At 49.7% G+C, this 23,243-nt stretch carries 24 protein-coding genes, 1 tRNA gene and 1 other RNA gene; 10 read left to right on the forward strand and 16 right to left on the reverse strand.

The window, feature by feature from the left end; all coding sequences use genetic code 11:
- Window positions 1-82: 82 nt before the first annotated feature.
- The 3 genes from M975_RS18590 to M975_RS18600 all read right to left on the reverse strand — a co-directional run bounded on the left by M975_RS18590 (window position 83) and on the right by M975_RS18600 (window position 1,661).
- The gene (locus M975_RS18590; protein ID WP_064561360.1) at window positions 83-583 is read right to left on the reverse strand and encodes a YqhG/Tai3 family protein; all 501 of its coding nucleotides are present in this window, start codon (window positions 581-583) and stop codon (window positions 83-85) included.
- A complete protein-coding gene (locus M975_RS23455; protein WP_064561361.1) occupies window positions 583-951 on the reverse strand; it encodes a hypothetical protein in 369 nt (122 codons plus the stop codon). Before M975_RS23455 ends, M975_RS18590 begins: the two co-directional genes overlap by 1 nt.
- A 200-nt stretch (window positions 952-1,151) precedes the next feature.
- Window positions 1,152-1,661, reverse strand: a complete 510-nt coding sequence (locus tag M975_RS18600; RefSeq protein WP_064561362.1) for a hypothetical protein — start codon at window positions 1,659-1,661, stop codon at window positions 1,152-1,154.
- 137 nt (window positions 1,662-1,798) lie between these two features.
- On the opposite strand from M975_RS18600, the gene M975_RS18605 reads away from it, so the two are divergent.
- From M975_RS18605 to M975_RS18615, 3 genes are read left to right on the forward strand one after another with little or no spacing between them, the layout of a single operon-like run.
- The gene (locus M975_RS18605; RefSeq protein WP_064561363.1) at window positions 1,799-1,987 is read left to right on the forward strand and encodes a toxin-antitoxin system HicB family antitoxin; all 189 of its coding nucleotides are present in this window, start codon (window positions 1,799-1,801) and stop codon (window positions 1,985-1,987) included.
- A gap of 34 nt (window positions 1,988-2,021) precedes the next feature.
- Window positions 2,022-2,288, forward strand: coding sequence for a hypothetical protein (locus tag M975_RS18610; RefSeq protein ID WP_064561364.1), 267 nt, complete (start codon window positions 2,022-2,024; stop codon window positions 2,286-2,288).
- Window positions 2,289-2,296: 8 nt separating this feature from the next.
- Window positions 2,297-3,508 (forward strand): PIN-like domain-containing protein, encoded by a 1,212-nt coding sequence (locus M975_RS18615; protein ID WP_064561365.1) that lies wholly within the window; start codon window positions 2,297-2,299, stop codon window positions 3,506-3,508.
- Between the two features lie 216 nt (window positions 3,509-3,724).
- Here the strand turns inward: M975_RS18615 and dppF are convergent, their stop codons facing one another.
- From dppF to eptB, 8 genes are all read right to left on the reverse strand, one after another.
- Window positions 3,725-4,729, reverse strand: coding sequence for a dipeptide ABC transporter ATP-binding subunit DppF (gene dppF, locus M975_RS18620; protein ID WP_064561366.1), 1,005 nt, complete (start codon window positions 4,727-4,729; stop codon window positions 3,725-3,727).
- A complete protein-coding gene (gene dppD / locus M975_RS18625) occupies window positions 4,726-5,709 on the reverse strand; it encodes a dipeptide ABC transporter ATP-binding protein (RefSeq protein ID WP_064561367.1) in 984 nt (327 codons plus the stop codon). Before dppD ends, dppF begins: the two co-directional genes overlap by 4 nt.
- A gap of 11 nt (window positions 5,710-5,720) precedes the next feature.
- Window positions 5,721-6,623: a dipeptide ABC transporter permease DppC gene (dppC, locus tag M975_RS18630; protein ID WP_064561368.1), complete on the reverse strand. Its 903-nt coding sequence runs from the start codon at window positions 6,621-6,623 to the stop codon at window positions 5,721-5,723.
- A gap of 8 nt (window positions 6,624-6,631) precedes the next feature.
- The gene (dppB, locus tag M975_RS18635; protein WP_064561369.1) at window positions 6,632-7,651 is read right to left on the reverse strand and encodes a dipeptide ABC transporter permease DppB; all 1,020 of its coding nucleotides are present in this window, start codon (window positions 7,649-7,651) and stop codon (window positions 6,632-6,634) included.
- 332 nt (window positions 7,652-7,983) lie between these two features.
- Window positions 7,984-9,591: a dipeptide ABC transporter periplasmic-binding protein DppA gene (dppA, locus tag M975_RS18640; RefSeq protein WP_064514767.1), complete on the reverse strand. Its 1,608-nt coding sequence runs from the start codon at window positions 9,589-9,591 to the stop codon at window positions 7,984-7,986.
- 636 nt (window positions 9,592-10,227) lie between these two features.
- Window positions 10,228-10,340: non-coding RNA, RtT sRNA (locus M975_RS18645), on the reverse strand.
- A 36-nt stretch (window positions 10,341-10,376) separates the two neighbouring features.
- Window positions 10,377-10,453, reverse strand: a tRNA-Pro gene (locus M975_RS18650).
- Window positions 10,454-10,553: 100 nt separating this feature from the next.
- Window positions 10,554-12,239: a kdo(2)-lipid A phosphoethanolamine 7''-transferase gene (gene eptB / locus M975_RS18655; protein WP_064561370.1), complete on the reverse strand. Its 1,686-nt coding sequence runs from the start codon at window positions 12,237-12,239 to the stop codon at window positions 10,554-10,556.
- 312 nt (window positions 12,240-12,551) lie between these two features.
- On the opposite strand from eptB, the gene M975_RS18660 reads away from it, so the two are divergent.
- Window positions 12,552-13,136, forward strand: coding sequence for an HD domain-containing protein (locus M975_RS18660; protein WP_064561371.1), 585 nt, complete (start codon window positions 12,552-12,554; stop codon window positions 13,134-13,136).
- Here the strand turns inward: M975_RS18660 and M975_RS18665 are convergent.
- Both M975_RS18665 and M975_RS18670 read right to left on the reverse strand, forming a co-directional pair.
- Window positions 13,127-14,329, reverse strand: a complete 1,203-nt coding sequence (locus tag M975_RS18665) for an L-lactate MFS transporter (protein WP_064561372.1) — start codon at window positions 14,327-14,329, stop codon at window positions 13,127-13,129. The two genes, M975_RS18660 and M975_RS18665, sit on opposite strands and share 10 nt — an antisense overlap.
- 253 nt (window positions 14,330-14,582) lie before the next feature.
- Window positions 14,583-15,296: an autotransporter domain-containing protein gene (locus M975_RS18670; RefSeq protein WP_064561373.1), complete on the reverse strand. Its 714-nt coding sequence runs from the start codon at window positions 15,294-15,296 to the stop codon at window positions 14,583-14,585.
- Window positions 15,297-15,465: 169 nt separating this feature from the next.
- On the opposite strand from M975_RS18670, the gene tag reads away from it, so the two are divergent.
- Both tag and M975_RS18680 read left to right on the forward strand, forming a co-directional pair.
- The gene (tag, locus tag M975_RS18675; RefSeq protein ID WP_064561374.1) at window positions 15,466-16,029 is read left to right on the forward strand and encodes a DNA-3-methyladenine glycosylase I; all 564 of its coding nucleotides are present in this window, start codon (window positions 15,466-15,468) and stop codon (window positions 16,027-16,029) included.
- A complete protein-coding gene (locus M975_RS18680; RefSeq protein WP_064561375.1) occupies window positions 16,026-16,466 on the forward strand; it encodes an N-acetyltransferase in 441 nt (146 codons plus the stop codon). Before tag ends, M975_RS18680 begins: the two co-directional genes overlap by 4 nt.
- Here the strand turns inward: M975_RS18680 and M975_RS18685 are convergent.
- A complete protein-coding gene (locus M975_RS18685) occupies window positions 16,435-18,765 on the reverse strand; it encodes a molybdopterin guanine dinucleotide-containing S/N-oxide reductase (protein ID WP_064561376.1) in 2,331 nt (776 codons plus the stop codon). The two genes, M975_RS18680 and M975_RS18685, sit on opposite strands and share 32 nt — an antisense overlap.
- A gap of 166 nt (window positions 18,766-18,931) precedes the next feature.
- Here M975_RS18685 and M975_RS18690 point away from each other — a divergent pair, with 166 nt between their 5' ends.
- A complete protein-coding gene (locus M975_RS18690) occupies window positions 18,932-19,594 on the forward strand; it encodes an OmpA family lipoprotein (RefSeq protein WP_064561377.1) in 663 nt (220 codons plus the stop codon).
- Window positions 19,595-19,654: 60 nt separating this feature from the next.
- On the opposite strand, the gene M975_RS18695 is transcribed toward M975_RS18690, so the two are convergent.
- The gene (locus M975_RS18695; RefSeq protein ID WP_064561378.1) at window positions 19,655-20,275 is read right to left on the reverse strand and encodes a hypothetical protein; all 621 of its coding nucleotides are present in this window, start codon (window positions 20,273-20,275) and stop codon (window positions 19,655-19,657) included.
- 199 nt (window positions 20,276-20,474) lie between these two features.
- Here M975_RS18695 and M975_RS18700 point away from each other — a divergent pair, with 199 nt between their 5' ends.
- Window positions 20,475-20,771, forward strand: a complete 297-nt coding sequence (locus M975_RS18700) for a hypothetical protein (protein WP_064561379.1) — start codon at window positions 20,475-20,477, stop codon at window positions 20,769-20,771.
- A 435-nt stretch (window positions 20,772-21,206) separates the two neighbouring features.
- Window positions 21,207-21,296, forward strand: coding sequence for a type I toxin-antitoxin system toxin TisB (locus M975_RS23030; RefSeq protein ID WP_122974051.1), 90 nt, complete (start codon window positions 21,207-21,209; stop codon window positions 21,294-21,296).
- A 60-nt stretch (window positions 21,297-21,356) separates the two neighbouring features.
- Here the strand turns inward: M975_RS23030 and M975_RS18705 are convergent, their stop codons facing one another.
- On the reverse strand, window positions 21,357-21,704 hold the full coding sequence (locus M975_RS18705) for a DUF6404 family protein (RefSeq protein ID WP_064561380.1): 348 nt from the start codon (window positions 21,702-21,704) through the stop codon (window positions 21,357-21,359).
- Between the two features lie 256 nt (window positions 21,705-21,960).
- Between M975_RS18705 and emrD the strand changes: the two genes are divergently transcribed.
- Entirely contained in the window at window positions 21,961-23,145 is a 1,185-nt protein-coding gene (gene emrD / locus M975_RS18710) for a multidrug efflux MFS transporter EmrD (protein WP_064561381.1), read from the forward strand.
- Window positions 23,146-23,243: the final 98 nt, after the last annotated feature.

The raw sequence follows: 23,243 nt of genomic DNA on the forward strand, positions 1-23,243 counted from the left end.
TGCCACTAGCTGACCGCCGTACTCTTTGAGCTGTGTGCACGGGCCGAAACGGGAGTGGGATTATTACCCCTACGACTGTTTTTTAGTCGTTTATTGTTGCGGCATAAGTCTTAGCGGCTGCGATCGCTTTATCATCAAAAATATCTTGCTCGTATCCATCCCCAGCCCTTACGCGGTAAATCTTCCATTTACCCTCTTCGACCCGCAGATACACTTTCAGCGGATAGCTTTTTCCATCCTGAATACCGAGTCGCACATCCAGCACTTTCCCGCCCATGTACTCCTGTGATTTACCCACCTTTAGCCCAGCTATCCACTCCGGCGCATAATCCTGGGCGTATGTGAAATAGTCTGCGCCAATGATCTCCTGCTCATAGATAGACATAACTTCTTTTAGTCTGAGTCGCGTGTCATTTGCCACAAAATCACGCATCTGGGCTGAATCAAGATCGTCCTGGTGATTATCACTGACAAAAGCATTCAGATAGAAAAGGTAGAATTGCTCCACTCGATTTTCAGGCGATTCAATATGAGCAGTGCAACTCGCCAAAACCATGCAAAAAATCAGCAAAAGAGCGCGCATTAGTTTTTCCTATAAATTTTATAAGCGGGGCGAGCAGAACGATAACCCGGTCCAGCCCACATATCACGCTGCCGGAAGTCGGAGTACCAATTGGTACCATCGAATATAGCCATATGCCCGCTTGGATTTCCCCCGGTGTAGGGTTGTATAACGACGACATCACCTACCCTTGGGCTTTCTCCAGGGCCAATTGGACGGAATCCAGCAGCCTCTAAAACTGCACAATAATCTTTTGCATGCCGAGTATTACTAATCTCCCCACCCCCCGCATTGATGGCTATACGTGTAAATTCGGCGCAGCGACTATGTGAGGAACTACCAGCGTGCTGTCGCGCGTAGGATGCTGCGGCATGTTTATCCCAGACCATTTAAAAATCCTTTTTTGAAAGCATTAAGAAAACGTAATAAAGCACTAAAATAAATGGGTTTTATCGCTTAACGTGCCATTGAAAATTTGCATGGAAGGATTAAAGAAACCCACAAAATGAATTGATGGGATTGGGGTTTATATGTTCAGTTGGCAGTTATTTAAGGGTGGAAAGCCGTAACGATTCCCACCCCATAAAACCTAGTGGATCCCCGGCACTGCCTCGCCGCTCATCATCACCAATCCAGATTCCGTACGAACAAAGCGCGGGGTTTTAAGATCTTCGATCAGCACGTTAACCAATTCGAATAGCAAACCAGTGACCTGCTCGTTTTGTTCAGCCGTTTGCTGGCGTTGCAAGAGCAGCATCGTTAATGCCGCGCAATATTGGCGCATAGTTTCCGAATCCGTTGAAAGTGGGCAGCGATAATTATCATCGGTTGCGACATCTATCGTCAGGCGTTCGATTAAATGCGTGGGAAGCGGGACGTTGAGCGTGAATTTCAACATCTCCAGCGCCGCAAGCAAACGGCCACACAGCGCCATACATTCAGTGTTGTTGTCGTTTTCGATCAATGCGTCGATATGGAACTGGCAGCTATCAAGAATTTCGAATAGATCCAAGTGATTGCCGAGCGGGGTTTTTAACAAAGTGGTGATTGCAGGCTCGATTTCAGGGCGAGCGATTGTGTTACTATCGGCGATAGCCATAGCGTTACTCCTAATCAGTTAACGTTTGTGGTAAGCCCTCGTCTGGTACTCCAATACCTGGCGGGGGCGATCTTTTCAGGTTTTCCCATATAATGGTACGTACCTGAATAGCACTCATTATGCTTGGAGACACGTACATGTCAACGATGAAAAGGGACACTATTCAGTCCAAATCCGGTAAATCTCCAACATTTCAGATCCGCATCACGCCGGAACTGAAAGCTCAGTTTGAAGTTGCAGCGAAGGAAGCTGGAATGAGTTTGGGGAATTGGTTGAAGACGCTTGGTAGGGAAGAGTTGAAGCGGTTGGAAGTTAGTATAAGATAGTTTTAATTAGCTAAACTGATAATTGAGAGGATATATGGCTGCGTATATAATTTCTTATGATTTAATTAAGAACAAAGATTATAAGTCTTTAATAAATGAGATTAAAAAATATTCCAACTGGGCACACCCAACGGAGTCTTTATGGATAATCATCAGCGATGATTCATCTTCAGTAATAAGAGATCATTTGAAACAGTTTATGGATAATGATGATAAACTATTAGTCATAAAATCATCTGGGATCGGAGCTTGGACAGGGTTGCAATCAAATGTTAGTCATTGGCTTAAGAACAACCTGTAGGATCATATATGAGAAATCAATTTAAAGGATTTTATACCCCAAAAGCTAATGAACTAGCTAATTTATGGGAAAACCCCAATACTATTTTTGTATTTGACACTAATGTATTACTAAATTTTTATAGCTATGAAGAAAATACAAGAAAAGATTTTTTTGGTGTATTGGATAGAATTTGCTCTCGAGTTTGGTTACCTCACCAAGTCGTATTAGAGTATCAAATGCGCAGACTAGAAATAATAGATCAAGAAAGGGCTACTTTTGATCGAATATTAAATTGCTTCAGCGATATTGAAAATAAAATAAATAGTAAACTCATTGCTGAACTTAAAATAAAAAAAAGACTTCCTATACTTGCAGAAGCATTAGAAGGGTTATTAGAAGAGATAACTTCATTAACAGAAAAATTCAAAGAAGATATTTTTAAAAAACAAAGAAACCTCAAACCAGATGTTCGCTCTCATGATGCGATAAGAGAAGGCTTTGATAAAATATTCGATTCGAGGGTAGGGGAACCATTCTCTGCAGAAGAGTTGCAGAGTATTTATACAGAAGGTTCTTTAAGATATAATAAAAAAATACCACCAGGTTTTAAAGATTCTAAAAAATCAGGAGTGAATGATTATGTTTATGCTGGTTTAGAATATAAAAGAGAATATGGTGACTATGTAATTTGGAAACAGATTTTAAGAATGGCCATGTCGGAACAAGTTCATAATGTAGTATTTGTCACTGATGATATGAAAGATGATTGGTGGTATCAAATCGGAACGAAAATAATTGGCCCTTTAGAGTCACTCCAAACTGAATTTTATTCAGTAACGAACACTTCTAATTTTAAAATGTATGATACAACTTTATTCCTAAAAGATGCCACAGAGTTCTTAAATGCTAAAATTGAAGAGTCCTCATTTTCTGAGGTATCTAATATAATAAAATTAAATAGAGAGGAAAACAACAACTCTTCAGTAGATGATTTGAATGATTCAATACCATCCACTACGTACAATGACGAGATTAGGAAAAAAGCCATGGAGGCACTCGCTAATTTATTTAATACAAATAAAGAATATCAACCTGAAAATTCATGGCGAAAAGCTCTCAGCAGTTCATCAATTTATGATGATCTCTTCCATATCAAAATTTCACCCAATCAAAAAGATGATAAATTAGATGATAGTAAAGGTGATGATTTTATAGATGAAAGTGATACAAAATATTAATGTTATTAATATGATTATATAACATTAACTAAAGCCTCTTTGTCTTGTTTATTATTTACACAGAGAGGTTCTTCCTAACTTGTCGATATACCTAAATGTTATCACTCCAATTCCATGTAAGATATTAAGAGTTCTATAGTATTGACAATAGAGTTTTAAAAATTAATTATCTTTAAAAGAAAGCCCTTTCTCTCAAAAGGGCCTTCAATAAACTTACTACCGAATTTCCCCGTTCTCATCCTGATCAACAGCAAAGCAAGCCACCAACTGACCGCCGTACTCTTTGAGCTGCGGTTGCAACTGCGTGCACGGCCCAAAGCGACGGCGACAGCGGGCGTTGAACGCGCAGCCTGGCGGTGGGTTCAGCGGGCTTGGCAGCTCACCGGTGAGTTTGATGCGTTCGCGGCGGTCGTCCGGGTTCAGGCGCGGCGTGGCTGATAACAGCGCCTGGGTGTACGGGTGGCGCGGATTAGAGAAGATCTGGTCTTTGGTGCCCTTCTCCACACAGCGCCCTAAGTACATCACCATCACTTCGTCAGCGATGTGTTCCACCACCGACAAATCGTGGGAGATGAACACATACGACAGCCCCATTTCCTGCTGCAAATCCATCATCAGGTTCAGAACCTGCGCTCGCACGGAAACGTCGAGGGCCGAAACTGGTTCATCGGCGATCACCACGTCCGGGTCAAGCATCAGCCCACGGGCGATAGCAATACGCTGGCGCTGGCCGCCGGAAAACATATGCGGGTAGCGGTCGTAATGCTCGGTTTTCAGGCCGACTTTCGCCATCATCGCCAACGCTTTTTCACGGCGTTCGGCTTTGCTCAGGCTGGTGTTGATTTGCAACGGCTCTTCAAGAATTTGCCCCACTTTTTTACGCGGGTTCAGCGAGCCGTATGGATTCTGGAAGACGATCTGGATTTTCTGGCGACGCAGCTTTTCAGCTGTTTCATCAGGCTTGAGCAGATCCTGGCCCTGATAATACAGTTCACCACCAGTTGGGATTTCGATCATCGTCAGCAGGCGGCCCAGCGTGGATTTACCACAGCCAGATTCACCCACCACGGCCAGCGTTTTGCCACGTTCGAGTTCAAATGAAACGCCATCCAGCGCTTTTACCAGGCGTTCCTGGCCGAAAAGGCCTTTCTTCACCGGGTAGTGTTTTTTCAGGTCGATGGCCTGCAACAGAGGTTGCGCAGTGGCCTTATCGGTACTCATAGCGTTGGCCTCCCGGCATCATCGAGTGGGAAGTGGCATTTGGACTGACGCCCGTTATCCACCAGGTTCAGTTCTGGTTCTATGCTGCGGCACTTATCTGTCGCATACGGGCAGCGTGGGTTGAGCAGGCAGCCGTTCGGGCGATCGTATTTACCCGGAACCACACCCGGCAATGACGCCAGGCGTGCTTTATCCTGTGCAAATTCAGGCAATGCACGTAAAAGTGCCTGGGTGTACGGATGGCGTGGCGCGCGGAAAATATCGCGCGATGCACCTGTTTCCACCACCTGGCCGGCGTACATCACGATGATTTTATGTGCCGCTTCAGCCACCAGCGCAAGGTCATGGGTGATCAGGATCAGCGCCATGTTCTCTTTTTGCTGGAGTTCCAGTAACAGCTCGATGATTTGCGCCTGGATAGTTACGTCCAGCGCGGTGGTTGGTTCGTCGGCAATCAACAACTTAGGACGACAGGCAATCGCCATCGCGATCATCACGCGCTGGCTCATACCGCCGGAAAGCTGGTGCGGGTAAACGTCCAGACGCGAAGCCGCATCGGGAATACCCACCAGGTTCAGCAGGTCGATAGCTCGCTGAACGCGGGTTTTCTTGTTGCCGCCCTGGTGCACCTTGATGGCTTCCATAATCTGGAAACCGACGGTGTAGCAAGGGTTGAGGCTGGTCATCGGGTCCTGGAAGATCATCGCCACTTCGGCACCCACCAGGTTACGACGCTCTTTCTCAGAAATCTTTTGCAGATCCTGGCCGTTAAATTCCAGTTTTTCCGCCATTACGCGGCCTGGGTAATCAATCAGCCCCATAATCGCCAGCGAGCTGACCGATTTACCGGAACCAGATTCCCCAACAATACCGACAACTTCGCCCTGATTTACACTGTAACTCACGCGGTCTACGGCACGGAACGGTGTCTTTTCGTCGCCGAAATGCACCGATAATTTATTTACATTCAATAACGCCATTACGTAGCCCTTTACTGCTTGAGTTTAGGATCGAGCGCATCACGCAGCCCGTCACCCATCAGGTTAAATGCCAGCACCGTCAGTAGGATGGCGACACCTGGGAAGGTGACCACCCACCAAGCACTTTGCGCGAACTGCAACACATCGGAGAGCATGGTGCCCCACTCTGGTGTTGGCGGTTGCGCACCCATGCCAAGGAAGCCGAGAGCGGCCATATCGAGAATGGCGTTAGAGAAGCCAAGAGAGGCCTGCACGATAAGCGGTGCCAGGCAGTTCGGTAAAATGTTGATGAACATCTGGCGCATTGAACTTGCACCCGCCACGCGAGAAGCGGTCACATAGTCACGGTTGACTTCAACCAGCACCGCACCGCGCGTCAGTCGCACATAGTGCGGCAGCGCAACGAAGGTTAAGGCAAGCGAGGCGTTGACTATCGACGGGCCGAAAATCGCCACCAGCACCAGCGCCAACAGCAGGCTTGGCAGTGCCAGCATGATGTCGACAATACGCATGATGATGTTGTCGATAAGGCCACCAAAGTAGCCCGCAACCAGGCCAAGTACCACGCCCATAATCAGCGACAGCACAACCACCAGGCAACCTACCAGCAGCGACAAACGCGCGCCGTACATCAGGCGAGCCATGATGTCACGGCCTACGTCATCGGTTCCCAGCAGGAACTGCCAGCTACCGCCATCCTGCCAGACCGGTGGGTGCAGCAGTGAATCACGGAACTGTTCTGCCGGGCCGTGTGGCGCCAGCACGTTGGCGAAGATGGCGATCAGGATCATCGCGGTGACATACACCAGGCCGATGACCGCCCCTTTATTACGTTTAAAGTAGTGCCAGAATTCCTGGAATGGCGTCATGGGTACTGGCGCCGCTACCACTTTGTTTTCTGTTACTTGCGTCATGATGGCCCTTATTTCTTATGGCGTATACGCGGGTTCACCACGCCGTACAGTAGGTCGACAATCAGGTTCACGAGGATAATCATCGTCGCGACCAACAATACGCCGCCCTGTACTACCGGGTAGTCACGACGTTGCAATGCATCAATCAGCCAGCGGCCAAGGCCCGGCCAGGAGAAGATGGTTTCCGTCAGAATGGCACCCGCCAGCAACGTACCGACCTGCAGGCCGATAACTGTCACAACCGGTAGCATGGCATTACGCAGAGCGTGTACCACGATGACGCGCATACGCGTCAGGCCTTTAGCTCGTGCGGTACGGATGTAATCTTCGCCGAGCACTTCCAGCATTGATGAACGCGTCATACGCACGATAACCGCCAGTGGGATGGTACCGAGCACGACGGCTGGCAGAATCATGTGCGCTACGGCATCAATGAAGTCGCCAGGCTCACCCCATATAGCGGTGTCTATCAGCATAAAACCGGTGAGCGGTAAGGAGTCGTCGAGGAAGACCGTATCGCTGATGCGCCCTGATACCGGGGTGAGGTTCCAGTAGACGGAAACCAGCATGATTAACATCATGCCCCACCAGAAAATAGGCATGGAATAGCCTGTCAGCGCAAGGCCAACAGAGGTGTGGTCAAACACGGAACCGCGTTTAACCGCAGCCAGCACACCAACCGGAATACCCACGGCAACGGCAAACAGCATCGCGCAGATACCGAGTTCCATGGTCGCTTTAAAACGCGGTACGAACTCGTCCCACACAGGCAGACGGCTTTTTAACGAAATGCCCAGGTCGCCGTGCATCACACCCCAAATGTAATGGATGTATTGCTGCCACATAGGCTTGTTGAGGCCAAGTTCAGCCAACAACTGAGCATGACGTTCAGGAGAGATACCGCGCTCACCGGCCATAATCATTACCGGGTCACCGGGAATCATGTGCACGAAGGCGAAGGTAAGTAGGGTAATACCGATAAAAGTGGGGATAACTAGCCCCAGACGTCGGAGGATGAACTGCAACATAACCCGGATTCTCTGTAATCTCCCGCCCTAACCCTCATCTTTCAGGCCACAGGTGCGTTGGCTTCACTCAGTCACCCCAGTCACTTACTCAAGTAAGCTCCTGAGGATTCCCGAGCTTGCCGCCTTCCTGCAACCAGAAATCTGACGGTTAGCATAAATTGAGGCAGGATTGTATTGCTCACAAAAATTTCCACAAACCTGGAGGATGGCGTCGGGTGTTGGACTTGTCGCCCTCACCCTAGCCCTCTCCCCCAGGAGAGGGAAAAAATCCCTCTCGATCTCCTCCCTCTCCCTGAGGGAGAGGGTCGGGGTGAGGGGGATATCTACCAGTATTATTCTACTGACACGTTCTCAAAGTGGTGTTTGCCCAATGGGTCAACCACGTAACCTTTCACTTCTTTGCGCACAGGCTCATATACCGTGGAGTGAGCAACGATCAGCGCCGGAGCCTGGTCATGCATCACGACCTGAGCTTGCTTGTACAGCTCGATACGCTTGTTGTGATCGTCTGTGGCACGCGCAGGTTGAATCAGGTCTTCAAACGGCTTGTAGCACCAGCGAGAGTAGTTAGAACCATCTTTAGCCGCCGCACAGCTGAACAGGGTGGCGAAGAAGTTGTCCGGGTCCCCATTGTCGCCGGTCCAGCCCATCATCACAGCCTGGTGTTCACCGGCTTTGGCACGCTTCAGGTACTCGCCCCACTCGTAGGTCACGATTTTGGCGGTCACACCGACTTTCGCCCAGTCAGCCTGAATCATCTCAGCCATACGGCGAGCGTTCGGGTTGTACGGACGTTGTACCGGCATTGCCCACAGATCAACGGTGAAGCCGTCAGCGTGGCCGGATTCTTTCAGCAGCGCTTTTGCTTTCTCAGGATCGTAGGTGTAATCCTTCACGTCATCGTTGTAGCCCCACATAGTTGGTGGGATCAGGTTTTTAGCCGCAGTGCCTGCGCCCTGATAAACCGCTTTGATGATCGCTTCTTTGTTCACCGCGTAAGTCAGCGCCTGACGCACTTTCACGTCATCAAACGGCTTCTTCTCGGTGTTGAAGGAGAGGTAACCCACGTTCAGGCCAGCCTGTTCCATCAAGTTGATGCTCTTGTCTTGTTTCATGCGAGCGATGTCAGCCGGGTTTGGATACGGCATAACCTGGCACTCGTTTTTCTGCAGTTTGGCATAACGCACAGAAGCATCAGGCGTGATGGAGAAGACCAGACGATCGATCTGAGGTTTGGTGCCCCAGTAGCCCGGGAACGCTTTGTACAGAATGCGAGAATCTTTCTGGTATTGCAGCAGCTGGAACGGACCGGTACCGATTGGGTTCAGGTCAGTTTTTTCCGGCGTGCCCGCTTTCATCATGTTGTCAGCGTATTCTTTGGACAGAATAGAGGCGAAGTCCATCGCAAGGTCAGCCAGGAATGGCGATTCTGGACGCGTCAGCACGAACTGAACGGTATTATCGTCCACTTTCTTAATTTCACTGATCAGGTCAGATAAACCCATGCCTTCGAAGTATTCGTAGCTGCCGCCAGAAACTTTGTGATACGGGTTGTTGGCGTTTTTCTGACGATCAAAAGAGAACACCACGTCATCAGCATTCAGATCGCGTGTTGGTTTGAAATCTTTGTTGTCCTGCCACTTCACACCTGAACGAAGGTGGAAGGTATAGGTTTTACCATCTGCGCTGACTTCCCATTTTTCAGCAAGTCCTGGGATGATTTCAGTGGTGCCCGTTTTGAACTCAACAAGGCGGTTATAGATAGGCACTGAACTGGCATCGTAAGTTGTACCAGAGGTGAACAGTTGAGGGTTGAAACCTTCTGGGGAACCTTCTGAGCAATAAACCAGGGTTTTTGCCTGAACGCTAGCTGCTACGGTCAAGGCCACCAGGCTCAGACCAAATTTCAGCATCCCTGACTTCTTCAAGGAAAGACTCATTCTTCTGCTCCGTTGTGAGATGTGTTGTTTTTACCGTTAGACCTTTGTTATTTGAGTGCGGTCTGTACGGTGTGCCCGGAGGCGGTGGTGAGGCCAGGTGTTCCTTTCGTCAGGCTAGCTGTGTGGTAGTGCGGACTGTCCATAATTTGCCCCTCACGCCCTACAATCTGTCAACAGATGAGTTAAACGTCAATATAGGTAACGGGGATTTACAACCGAGGTGAGAATCCGCGAACAAAGTTTAAAAAAAGCCAGTAGCTCTGTTTCCAGCAGGGAAATTTATGCTACTGCCCTGCACCCAGAATATTCCACTGATTAAAAGACGAGCGGGAGTCGTAACCAGTTGTGCCAATTCTGTAAAATTTCTTGCCAGATGCTGATTATCTGAACGATAAGTTTTGTGATCTATGTCTCTTAGAGTGAATCATGCTGGTATGAAACATAAGCAACGGGGCATTAACCCACGATTTTCCATAACAAAATACGATGGAATATGTCACAAAATCATATAAAGACAGGTGTTGGGCGATGAAGCGGATATTTTGGCAAGATTTGGGGGGTGAGCAATGCGCGATAAGCGCGGCGGCAAACTACAGATGCAAAAAGACCAACCCGAAGGTTGGTCTTTTCTAAATTTGGTCGGCGAGAGAGGATTATTCCCCTGCGGGCCGTTGCTGAAGCAACGTTGTCTCGCTGCGCTCGGCTCAAACCTCCTGCGGAGATTCTCATCCTCATAATCTACAGACGTAAAAAAACCCAACCTTGCGGTTGGGTTTTCTTGAAATTGGTCGGCGAGAGAGGATTCGAACCTCCGACCCACTGGTCCCAAACCAGTTGCGCTACCAAGCTGCGCTACTCGCCGAATGCGGAGCGCATATTACTGCGCACCGTTTTAACCGTCAATCCCTGAAACTGAAAATCCCGTCTGTTTGCTTTAAATTTCAGCACATCAGGCTAAAAAGTTACTGTGCGGCCTTCTTTTCTGGCACATGGCACCAGTTGTTGTTCTGGTTGATACCACCGTCCGGAGACGTATAACCCAGGCAACCCATGATGGTGTCGTACAATTCCACATGGCGGTGCGGCACTTTCATTTTTGCCTGCTCCTGCATGTGTGCAAACTCACGAGCACGATCCGGGTTTTCCAGATACTTATCTGATGCCCAAACCAGCAATGGCACACGGAACTGCTCAGGTGGTGCCATATTACGTGGTGTACCGTGCAGGTGTTTGTGCTCGTCGATAGACTCACCGTGGTCAGAGGCATAGAAAATAATCGCACGCTTATCACGCAGCTCAGAAATCACTTGTTCAAGCACGGTATCGGTATACAACACCGAGTTATCAAAAGCGTTAATCAGCTGCTGCTTGCTGCACTCTTTATCAATGCTCACGCATTCTGGCGTCCATTTTGCGAAGTTACGCGGGTAACGTTGCACATACGAGAAGTGAGAGCCTTTGGTATGCAGGATAATTAAATGCTTACCCTTAGGATGCTCATCAACCGAACGCTTCATCTCTTCGACCAGCAGCATGTCATCGACTTGCTTACCACGGTTACGTGGCTCAGCCGCGATCTGCTCACGATAAGAGAAGTTATCAACCATGGTGTTGCCGTAGAACCACACTTCACTTTGCATCGCGAACAGGTTTGAGCTGAAACCGAGCTGTTTGAGTACCGCAAAAACGTTCTGCTCTTTCAGCGTACGCTGCGGGTTATCTTCCGCACCGCCTTCACGCACAAACATACAGCGTAGGGAGAGCTTAGTCGCGGTATCGCAGGATTGACCTCTGAATGCGACCAGGTTCTTCTCCTGGGAAAGTTTTGGTGTGGTATCGCGGTCGTAGCCGAGAATACCCATGTGATCCCAGCGTGTGGTTTCGCCAATCACAAACACAACGTAGGTATCATCCAGCTCTTTTGGCGCGACATAAGTAAATTTCTTTGCCGGGTTCATCAGCGAGCTGTTGTCGTTAGATTCATCCGCCTGAGCCCAGGCAAACAGGCCTAAAGCCGAAACCCAGTTTGATGGCAGGTAGGAGTTAGCCACCACGCCGCCATAACTTGGCATATCAACAGTTGAGCGCTTTTCCGTTGTATTTTGCTGTTTATCAAGCAAACGCAGCGGTGCCCAAACCATCAAACCAGCCAGCAGCACAATGGCGATATTTTTGATGCGTTGGCCAGGTGTTTTCAGCCGGTTGATAAGCGTATCGCGAGTGTTGCTTCCCCAGATAAGAACCAGCGGAATTGCGCTGACCAGCACCATCCACATCACGAATTGATAGCCGACAATTTCTTTAGAAAGGTCGATATCCGTGGTCATCACCGAGGCAATAATCCCATAGCCGATCACGACGTTAAGCAGCGTCATGTAATAGCTGGCACCGACGGAACACAACACAATCAGCGTGGCGAGAATTCGCCAGACAGTTCTTCCAAGCAGAGATAACACGCGGAATAAAAAGAAAGTGACCAGAACACAAGCCACCACTTCAACAATCATAGATAACGCTTTCAGGCTGCTAAAATCCTGAGCAAATCCCATAAAGCGATTATAGAAAACTGAAAGGTTTAAAAACAGGCCGATGTACACCGCTAACAGAAGGCAGAGCTTCTGCTGGGTCATCGATTTAACGTAATTCATGCAGGTTGTCCGAAAAAATAAAGCAAAAGAGAAAAGTCATCAGCATCACTCAGACTCCTCATTACAAAGAAAATTCTGAGTGATAAAAAATAGAGATTGAATCGGGATGATTCTTAGCCAATTTTTGGCGCGAATAAGTAGAACATAGGGGAAGAAAAAAGTATCGCCAAAAAACGTGATCTGGTCTGTTGTTTACATTAATCAGAGCATGCTGAATCGAGAAAAAAGTCGATACACCGTGCACAAAGCAATTGTATTGAGCAGCATAACTGTGGGAAACATTAGGCATTGTGGTGATGCGGAGAAAAAATCATGCTGTCATTGGAAGAACGTGCACGCCGGTATGCCGCAAAGGCGCATGCTGCTTGCGACCAGCGCCGCAAATATACCCTTGAGCCTTACATCGTCCATCCTGCGGCTGTGGTGGAACTGGTCAGGAGTGTTTGCTCCGTTGAGGAAATGCTCGCGGCAGCCTGGCTGCACGATACCGTAGAAGACACAGGCACCACGCTTATCGACATTCAGGAGCACTTTGGCCCGGACGTAGCAACGCTGGTAGCAATGGTGACGAACCCCGAACTGCCGTCGGGTACTAACCGCATGAACCGCAAGCGCGCGCATTTCCTGCATACCGCCAGTGCCAGTAGTGATGCGCAAACAATAAAGCTGGCAGATATCATTGATAACACGCGTGAAATTTTGCGCTACGACCCACACTTTGCCCGGGTCTACTTGATAGAAAAACGCATTCAATTGGCGGGTTTACAACGGGGAAATGAGAGCTTAAGAGCGCAGGCGGAAAATATTATAGAGCAGGGGATTTCACAATTAATGATGCCGCCGTATAACGTCCCGGCGGCATGGTTTGCGGCATTAATGGCTCGCTATCAGGCGTGAGCTTCCTGGTAAACTTCACGTGCTGGAGTGCGAATGGTGGTGGAAATCGCCAGAGACAAAATCAGCAGTGCGAAGATGACGCAGAAGGTCACGTAGAAACCGCCGAAGATGGAAGCGATGATCGAGCCACAGATGCTGCCGATACCGAAGCCTAAGTAAATCACACCGTAGTTTTTAGTCAGGTTATTCAGACCGAAGAACTCACTCACCAGTGATGGGTAAACGGTGATGGTGCCGCCAAAGTTAAACGCGACACAGGCAATCGCTGCAAAGAAAGTCGCTTCGTTAAGTGGGGCAAACAACAGTGCAGCCATGCCGACCAAAGAAATAACCTGACCGATAGTGATAACGCGGATACGAGCAATCTTATCGGAAAGAATACCCAGCACCAGGCGGCCACTCAGGTTAGCAATCGCGATAACGGTTACCGCATTTGCCGCAGATTCCGCAGTCAGGTGAACCATACCCTGCGCAATATCCTTCGCAACACCAATAACATACAAACCACTCATGCACGCTGTCAGGAACATGATAGCCAGCATCCAGTACTGTGGTTTACGCATAGATTCTGCAAGGGTGTAATCTTTTTCAGCCACGCCGTTGGCGGTTTTCACTTCCTGCAATGGCGCATCTTTCATCAGTAATGACCCGAGAAGAATCATCACCATCGCCAGGCCACCCCAAATCATAAAGGTGCTTTCAAGGCCGTAAGTTGCCAGTAAATGGGTATCGATATATTTGAAACCCAGGCTGCCGAGGCCATAAGAACCAATGGCAAACGCAGAAATCAGGCCTTTACGCTCCGGGAACCACTTCACGCAGTTGGAAAGCGTTAACAGGTAACCTGCGCCATCTGCCAGACCCACCAGCACACCGGCACTCAGCCACAACATCAGTAAGTTATTGGAGTGTGCGGTCAGGAAGAAGCCGACACCCAGCAGCACGCCAGCCGCCATCGTCACTTTACGAACGCCAAAACGTTCCTGCAATTTACCCGCAACGGAAGAGGAAATCGCGAGGCCGAGGCTTAATAAACCAAAGGAGAATGCCACCTGGCTGATTGGCTCACCCAACTTTTGCGACAGGGCGCTGTTGAATAAACTCCAGGTATAGACAGAACCCAAAGCAAACTGAGTAATGATGGTGCCGATCAGAGTTAACCAGCGAGTACGGTTGTAGGAAGCAGTATTCATGGCAGATGTCCGCAAAATTTTAAGAGAAATCTTCTGCTGCCAAGAGTAACGAAGTGCATTTTATTCCAGGAGAAAAAGGCATGAGTTGCACTCAGCCCGGAATGAAATGCACCTGAGAGGGAATGAATGACCTGGACGACGATTTAATTACTGTATTTGTTAGTAGCCACTATCAATATAAGGCACGTGAATACCGAACATTAAATGTTAAATGCTTTAATTTAAGGTTAATGAAATGGGCGATTATCTTTACTTAAAATTGCGCGCTCACACCGACATTATAAATATAAGCCTCACCCGTGGTTAACCCTTCGGCTTGCGACATAGACGCAAACGCCGCCATATTTTTCCCCAGCGGCATATCAGCACCGACGGTGACATCCATCCAGCTTGCGTCCTGGCCTGTCACGGTGTTCGCTCTCAGCCCTGACTGCGCTTTCCAGAGGTTCTCACCATACTGATGGTTATAACTAACCTGTGCCCACGGGCGCAGATAGCCAACGGATGAATCCATGCGCCAGCCAACGCTAGAAACGCTGGCATGCCAGACTTGATCGGTAAAATGTGTAGCGACGGCAGAATCACCGTATTCGTTATAAATCCCGGTTGATGAGCCATCCCAACTGTACTTTGCCGTCGGTCCGGTGGTGATATTTCCGGGCAAAGAGATATTCCAGCCGACACCCAAATGTGAGTTATCCGTGCTCACGTTGTCGTTACCAGAGACGAGCATCAGCCCCTCCTGGTTTTGGGAGGTGAACGAAGAATTGATCCTTTCTGCGAGAATATCGTTATAACTTGGTTGGTGATTACTGTCCCAGGTATAGCGATCCTGCGCATCACCCGAAGCTTCTTCGGCGACGTATTCTTGTTGCCAGGCAAATACATTCGTAGCATAGGGCAGGCAACACAAAGCCAGCACCGTGGTGAGAGTGACACGATGACCACTGCGTATATTTATAATCATTAAGCGACTCCAGAAAAGAGCCAAATCCGGCGATATTATTAGTCTTTTTGTCGGGCTTGCGGATAACCCCTAAATAACTCATGGTGTATCAAGATGGCCCTGAATTAACTATTGTCGCTTTATTTCGCACGTCAAGTTGGCACGAGAAATTTCATCAAAGGAGAAACGTATGCTGCGTTGTGGATGGGTATCCAATGACCCGCTCTATATCGAGTACCACGATAAGGAATGGGGTGTGCCGGTAACTGACGGACAACACCTGTTTGAGATGATTTGCCTTGAAGGACAACAGGCCGGTTTATCATGGATAACCGTGCTGAAAAAACGCGAGAATTACCGCCGCTGCTTTAAAAACTTCGATCCGCAAGCCGTGGCTTTACTGCAGCCTGAAGATGTCGACAAACTGGTGCAGGACGCGGGAATTATCCGCCACCGCGGCAAAATAGAAGCCATCATAAATAACGCGAAAGCGTATCTGGCGATGGAAGCCAACGGCGAAAAATTCTCGGATTTTGTCTGGTCGTTTGTCGATAACCAGTCACAGGTTACGCAAGCGGCAACGCTTGCTGAAATCCCGACGACCACACCGGCTTCGGACGCGCTTGCAAAAGCCCTTAAAAAACGAGGCTTTAAGTTTGTTGGCTCAACAATTTGCTACTCATTTATGCAGGCCTGCGGACTGGTGAATGACCATGTCACCAGCTGTTTCTGCCACCCTGACAACCTCAAATGATTCGCCGCTTGCAGCCTGGTGAAATGGATGAACTGATTAGCATCTGGCTTGCCAGCACGATTCAGGCGCATCCTTTTATTAGCGAAAGCTACTGGTATGAAAGTGAGTCCATCGTACGAAATGTTTATATTCCGCAATCTGCGACCTGGGTTTATTGGCATCAGGACAAAATGGTGGGGTTTATTAGCGTGCTGGATTCACTGTTTATTGGTGCGCTGTTTGTGAGCGAGCCATTTATCGGCCAGGGGATTGGGCAAGCGCTGATGAAACACGTGAAAGCACTTTACCCTTCACTGAGTCTCGAGGTTTACCAGAAGAACCAACGAGCGGTGCATTTCTACCATCACCAGGGCTTTCGCATTGAAGAAAGCGCCTGGCAAAATGAAACGCACCACCCGACGTGGATTATGAGCTGGCAGGCGGATCAAACGCCGTAATAACAGGCACTGGGCCGAGATACTTTTCGGCCCATACCAATGACGAATTTGCCGCACAGCCATTTGCCAGCCGCGAGGTTGGGATATCCAGCGTCAGCACGTTCACCGCGCCGTTTTTACACAGCTTATCGTTATTCAAATCCGGCCATGCGCCTTCATGAATACAGACCACGCCCTGCTTAATACCGTCAGTGACCAGTGCGCCCACCAAAACCTGCCCACGCGCATTCCAGACCCGGACTAAATCGCCATCCGCAATACCGCGTTCAGCCGCATCTTTAGGATGCAGCGTTAACGGCTCACGCCCGGCAATCGCGTATTTATCACGTAGCGCCGAATAGTTAAGCTGGCTGTGAAGACGGTGCGCCGGGTGAGATGAGAGCAACTGCAACTGGCCTGGTTGTGCATTCCCCTGCCATTCGTCCGGAGCAAGCCAGGTCGGGTGCGGCGGGCAATCTGCATAACCAAAACTGGCGATACGTTCGGAGTAAATTTCAATTTTTCCGCTTGGCGTTTTTAACGGATGAGCCTGTGGATCTTCACGGAAATCAGCGAAACGGATAAACCCGGCATTCTTTTCACTTTCCGGCATTTCTATCAGCTGGTTAGCTTCCCAGAACTGATTAAATTCCGGCAATTCGACCTGCTGCGCCGCACCGCGCTTGCGCGCAATGTCATAGAATTCTTCCAGCCATTGCAGCTCGGTTTTTCCTTCAGTGAAACGTGCGTCGCCACCCTCTTCCCACAATGCGCTCAGGCGGGCGAAAACCGCTAAATCATCACGCGCTTCACCCTGTGGCGAAACCACCTGCTTCATCGGCACCAGGTGCTGGTTGCTGTAATCACCGGTCATCGTTAAATCATTGCGCTCAAACGATGTGGTGATCGGCAACACAATATCCGCGTGTTTTGCAGCAGCGGTCCAGAAGCATTCGGAAATCACCACCAGTTCAGGTTTCTGCCAGGCGTTAATCAGACGGTTGGTATCCTGATGATGGGTGAAATTACCGCCGCCCGCCCACCAAAGCATGCGGATATCCGGGAACACTTTTTCAAGACCATTATGCTGATATTCACCGCCTGGGTTTTCCAGCGCTTCAACAATACGCGCCACCGGGATTTTCTCGACAGCATCACTACCGTTTGCCACCGTTCCCTGCATTGAACCGAGTACCGCCGCACGTCGCGTCGGGTTGCCACCGTTCGCAAAGTGATAAGACAAACCAAAACCACCGCCCGGCGTACCAATTTGCCCCAGCATCGCTGCAAGCGTGACCAACATCCAGTGCTTTTGCTCGCCATACTGCTGGCGCTGCATCCCCCAGCCCGACATCAGCATGGTGCGGTTGCGGCTAAATACCTGCGCCAGGTATTCAATGGTTTGCACCGGCACACCGCAAATCTTCGCTGCCCACTCGGCGTTTTTCGGCTGACCGTCTGATTCGCCCGTCAAATAAGCGGCAAATTTGTCGTAGCCACAGGTACAGCGTGCGAGGAATTCCGTGTCGTGCCAGCCATGTTTAACCAGCGTATGCGCGATACCCAGCATCAGCGCTACATCCGTCCCCATATTCGGGGCAATCCACTGGGCATTTTCACCGAAGAAATCCACCGTTTCCGATCGCATGGGATCAATGGCGATCACGGTTTTGCCGCTATTTTTTAGTTGCTCAAAAAACTTCACGCCCTGTTCGTCGCTGGCATTCCAGGCAATTTTTAGCGTGTTCAATGGGTTGGCGCTCCACAGCACCACCACATCGCTGTGCTCGAGCACTAACGGCCAGCTGGTTTGTTGCTGATAAACTTCATTTGAGCCAACCACATACGGCATGATGACCTGCGCGGCACCGGTTGAGTAATCGCCCAGGTGCCCGGTATAACCGCCCGCGAGGCTCATATAGCGCTGCAATAATGTCGCCGCTTTATGAAGCACGCCGTTGGAGCGCCAGCCGTAAGAACCCGCGAAAATAGACGCCACGCCATACGTCATGCGAATACGTTGGTGTTGCTGGTGAATAAGTTGCAGCGCTTCATCCCAACTGATGCGTACGTACTCATCCTCACCGCGCACGCCTTGTGGTGCGTCGGGCGAAGCAAGAAACCCTTTACGTGCCATCGGAAATTGCACGCGAGCCTTGCTGTGTACCTGGTCTGGCACAGCACTTTGCAACGAGTTCTCATGCCCGGTATCCAGTGCGCCCGTTGAACGCAGGGCGCGATCGCCGTCAGTTTCAACTATCATCGGGCCCCAGTGTGCGGCTGTGAGAACTTTCTTGTTTGATGAGGATGTATTTGCCAATTCGGGCTCCCCTGTTTGCAGGTAGTGGGCAGGTGGCGGCCTGATGGCCACTCAATATTTTGTTTACAAATTCAGACGACTCTATAGAAATTTCTACACATTCACACGGCATAATCAACCGCCGCCGAACATGCGGTTGAGTTACTAAATTCACAAAGGAAATGAGATGAAAAAACGCGTCATGATGATTGCCGCTCTTGTTTGCGGCACGTTAGCAGTTTCTGGTTGTACTACCAACCCTTACACCGGCGAGCGTGAAGCAGGAAAATCTGGGATCGGAGCAGGCATTGGCTCACTGGTAGGCGCTGGCGTTGGCGCACTTTCCTCATCGAAAAAAGATCGCGGCAAAGGGGCTCTGATTGGTGCCGCTGCGGGCGCTGCATTAGGTGGTGGCGTGGGTTACTACATGGATGTGCAGGAAGCGAAACTTCGCGAAAAAATGCAGGGAACGGGTGTGAGTGTGACGCGTAATGGTGACAACATCGTGCTGAACATGCCAAATAATGTGACCTTTGATAGCAGCAGCGCGACGCTGAAACCGGCGGGCGCAAACACCTTAACCGGCGTGGCAATGGTACTGAAAGAGTATCCAAAAACTGCAGTTAACGTTGTGGGTTACACCGACAGCACCGGCAGCCAGGAGCTGAACATGAAGCTTTCCCAGCAGCGTGCAGATGGCGTGGGTAGCGCACTTATCACGCAAGGTGTGGCCGCAAACCGTGTGCGCACCACAGGAGCTGGCCCGGCAAATCCAATCGCCAGCAACAGCACCGCTGAAGGCAAAGCACAGAACCGCCGCGTAGAAATTACGCTGAGTCCATTGTCTTAATCATTGGATTTGATGGCATCCCGCCCAGGCCACTTGCCGGGGCGGGGATTTCCCCCGTCATTACATCGGCGGTGTAATGCCATCTTTACCCGCAGAAACCCCGCGCGCGACCCACTGACCTTTCTCGTCTTTCATGGCGAACAACACAACGTGAGTTCCCGGTTTCAACAGTGATCTATCCCCCGGGCTAATCAGCACAACGGGCACGTCATCCGGCACGATCACCGTTTTTTCCTGGTCTTTAACCTTTACCGTCATCGTACGGCCATTGGTGTTCACCAGTTTGCCAACAGTGCCATTGGTCATGGTATTCACATTGCCATCGGCGGACTCAAACGGGTTAAACCCTTCGCCGGAGCCACGCAAACTCGGTGCAAAGACGTGCACTTCCATGGCTTTAAGCGTGCCATCAGCCTGCGAAACAGCTGCTGTGCCAATAAAACTATCTGGCTTGATGTCGCTTATTTTTGCCTGGCTGACGCTATTCACTTTAGTTTTATCTGTCAGCCCAACCTTGAGCTTTTCACCCTGCCGCGTCGTGATTTCAAGAGTGTTGCCGTTTAGCGCATCCACTGTTCCGCGCGTGGGTTTTATCACGTTGCCTGGTGGTGAGACTGCTATCGCCCCAACGCTCACAAAAAGCAGACTCAGTAACAGCCTGGAATAACGATGCTTAATCATGCTTCTCTCCCGGATTCAGTTTACGAATAATTAGCAAGCTCATTAAGGGTAATTCGCGAATCAGAATGGGTGAGAAAAGTAGCGGGAAAGAGTGTATTTAAACATTTCGCCGAATCGTGTGGCGGCAGACAGTCGCAGCTAAACTATCCATGATACGCTGCGTGAATACGCTTACCATCGTGCTGGTTCAGGAACAAATATGGCTTACAAATACGCTCTGATACTGCTTATCCCGCTCACCATTGCTGGCTGTTCTTCGACTGACACCTCAGGCTATGACGGGCATAAAACCATTAGCCCGGCAGAGACTAACGAGGCATTAATCATGCGCTCGAAATATCCGGATCAGTATTATGGCCGTGAAAATTTAACCACTGAGCAGCGCAGAGAAATAAGCGAGAAAATGCGTGCCGATAGACTGGAAGCACGAGGACGGCAGGATAACAGTACTGACAGCGGCGATGGATTCGGGCAATCCGTTCCCCACGGGTTTTAAAACTAAGTCAATTTCAGAACCCACAAAAGCAAAAAACCCCGCTGGTGAGGCGAGGTTTTTTGTTTTTGCTGCTAGTGTTTTTACTGCTTCGCACACCAGATCACATCAACCTCCAAAATATACGACGAAACCCACCCAGGTGCAAATACTTGCTGCTTATGTGAACAATGCATAAATCTATGGCTTGCGAAGCTGTTCGCATTTTCATTACCTACCTGTTTATTTATACAGTACATTGAATATAATGAGTGTGTTGAATGTGATGTGCTCTGAGGCCGCAAACCGCCGCGCAATTTAAGTCCTGGCTGAAACGGGTGGTGCCGTCAGTGCCTTAACCTCAGAGGAGCACATCGGATCACCTCAACAAATTCAGCGGGCTACAGGCAGCGGAAAGGCTCGTCGGCTGAAAGTGCTCCTGGTAACAGGAGAAAGCGTATGGGCTTAATGGAACTGGCTATTTTGTTTCTGAAACTCATGGTTGCGTTACTGCAACTGCTTGAAGTCGCCATGAAATACTTCAAGTAATTCCTGGCCTTCAAGTCGCACCAAAAGGAGGCGGGAAACCGCCTCCTTTTAATAAAAAAGCTATACATCTTCCCAGGCGGGTAATTTGTAATACCACCGACTTAAGGCGTAATACATGGTCATTATTAAACCGAACGTCACTCCTGCTGACAGTATTTTCAACAATATGCCTTCAGCACTATCTCCATCATGACGCCATTGCAGAAACCACATAATTCCCCCCCACAGCACGCCAAAGTAGAGGCTGAAGTTCAGGAAAGTCATATAAAAAGGAACAAAATGAGGAGGCCGACACCTGAAATTAAAACGCCAGAGAAAATTGACATAGAGTGGAGAATAAGTGCTTTTCCACATCCCTGTTTGTGCAAGCAAATTGAGCGCACGTTGTTTCTTCGCTTCGAAATCCATCCCTGCGTATCTCCTGATAATAATTTTTAACTTCAAGGATATCTCTCGTCTTTAGATCGCACTGCGGCACATCACTCATTTCTGGCAACAAAAATTGCCGTTCAGGCTTTACATGCTGCCATTTTCTCCCTTGCTCAAAAGGTGCCAGGCCATAGGGTTTCACGGTCTTTGTGTGGTAGATTCCTCTCGATTTTTTCACACAGTCAGTTTTATAAACTGACAATAGGCATCTACACCACAAATAGCACCTGAGAAAATGAAAAAGTTAGCTAATATTCACCTGCTGATGATGTTGGTTCTGCTGGTTGCTGTCGGGCAAATGACGCAAACCATTTATATCCCCTCCATTCCCGATATGGCTCACGATTTCGGTGTGCGCAGCGGCGCAATCCAGCAGGTGATGGCTGCGTATTTGCTGACATATGGCGTGTCACAACTTGTCTACGGGCCGATTTCGGACCGCATTGGCCGCCGCCCGGTTATTCTCACCGGCATGAGTATTTTTATCCTCGCCACACTCTGGGCGCTGTTTACCACCAGTTTGTCAGCACTGGTGATTGCCAGTGCGCTCCAGGGAATGGGGACTGGCGTGGCGGGCGTGATGGCACGAACCATGCCGCGTGACCTTTACGAAGGGGCATCGCTTCGCTCTGCTAACAGCTTGTTGAATATGGGCATTCTGGTCAGCCCGTTGTTGGCTCCGGTCATCGGTGGAATGCTCGATTCCGTATGGGGCTGGCGTGCTTGCTACGGTTTCCTGCTGGTGCTGTGCATGATTGTGGCGTTCTGCATGCTGCGCTGGCTGCCGGAAACGCGCCCGGTGCAGGAAAAACCACAAAGGCTGATGGCGAGCTATAAAGCGCTGCTCGGTAGCGGTTCGTTTAATTGTTATTTGCTGATGCTGGTCGGTGGCCTTGCAGGCGTGGCTGTGTTTGAAGCCTGTTCCGGTGTGTTGATGGGCGGTGTACTTGGGCTAAATGGTGTGGTGGTCAGTATTCTGTTTATCCTGCCGATTCCGGCGGCGTTTTTTGGCTCCTGGTATGCGGGCCGCCAAAATGCTCGTTTCTCTGCGCTAATGTGGCAAGCCGTATTGAGTTGCCTGGTTGCTGGCATTTTGATGTGGATACCGGGTTGGTTCGGGGTAATGAATATCTGGACTCTACTGGTGCCGGCCGCGCTGTTCTTCTTCGGTGCAGGAATGCTATTCCCACTGGCAACCAGCGGTGCGATGGAGCCATTCCCGTTCCTTGCAGGTACTGCGGGGGCATTGGTTGGCGGGCTGCAAAATATGGGTTCAGGCGCGATGGCGTGGTTTTCGGCGCTGCTGCCACAAACCGGGCAATTCAGCCTCGGCATGCTGATGACGGCAATGGGCGTGATGATTTTGTTCTGCTGGCTGCCGCTGGCACATAAATTCCAGCAGCACGGGGAAGCGGCGTAGGGATTTCCCCCTCACCCAAACCCTCTCCCTGGGGGAAAGGGAACAGATCGGTTTTCCCCCTCACCCTAACCCTCTCCCTGGGGGAGAGGGAACAGATC

The sequence above is a fragment of the Buttiauxella brennerae ATCC 51605 genome (assembly GCF_001654925.1).
In the GTDB taxonomy this organism is placed as follows: Bacteria; Pseudomonadota; Gammaproteobacteria; order Enterobacterales; family Enterobacteriaceae; genus Buttiauxella; species Buttiauxella brennerae.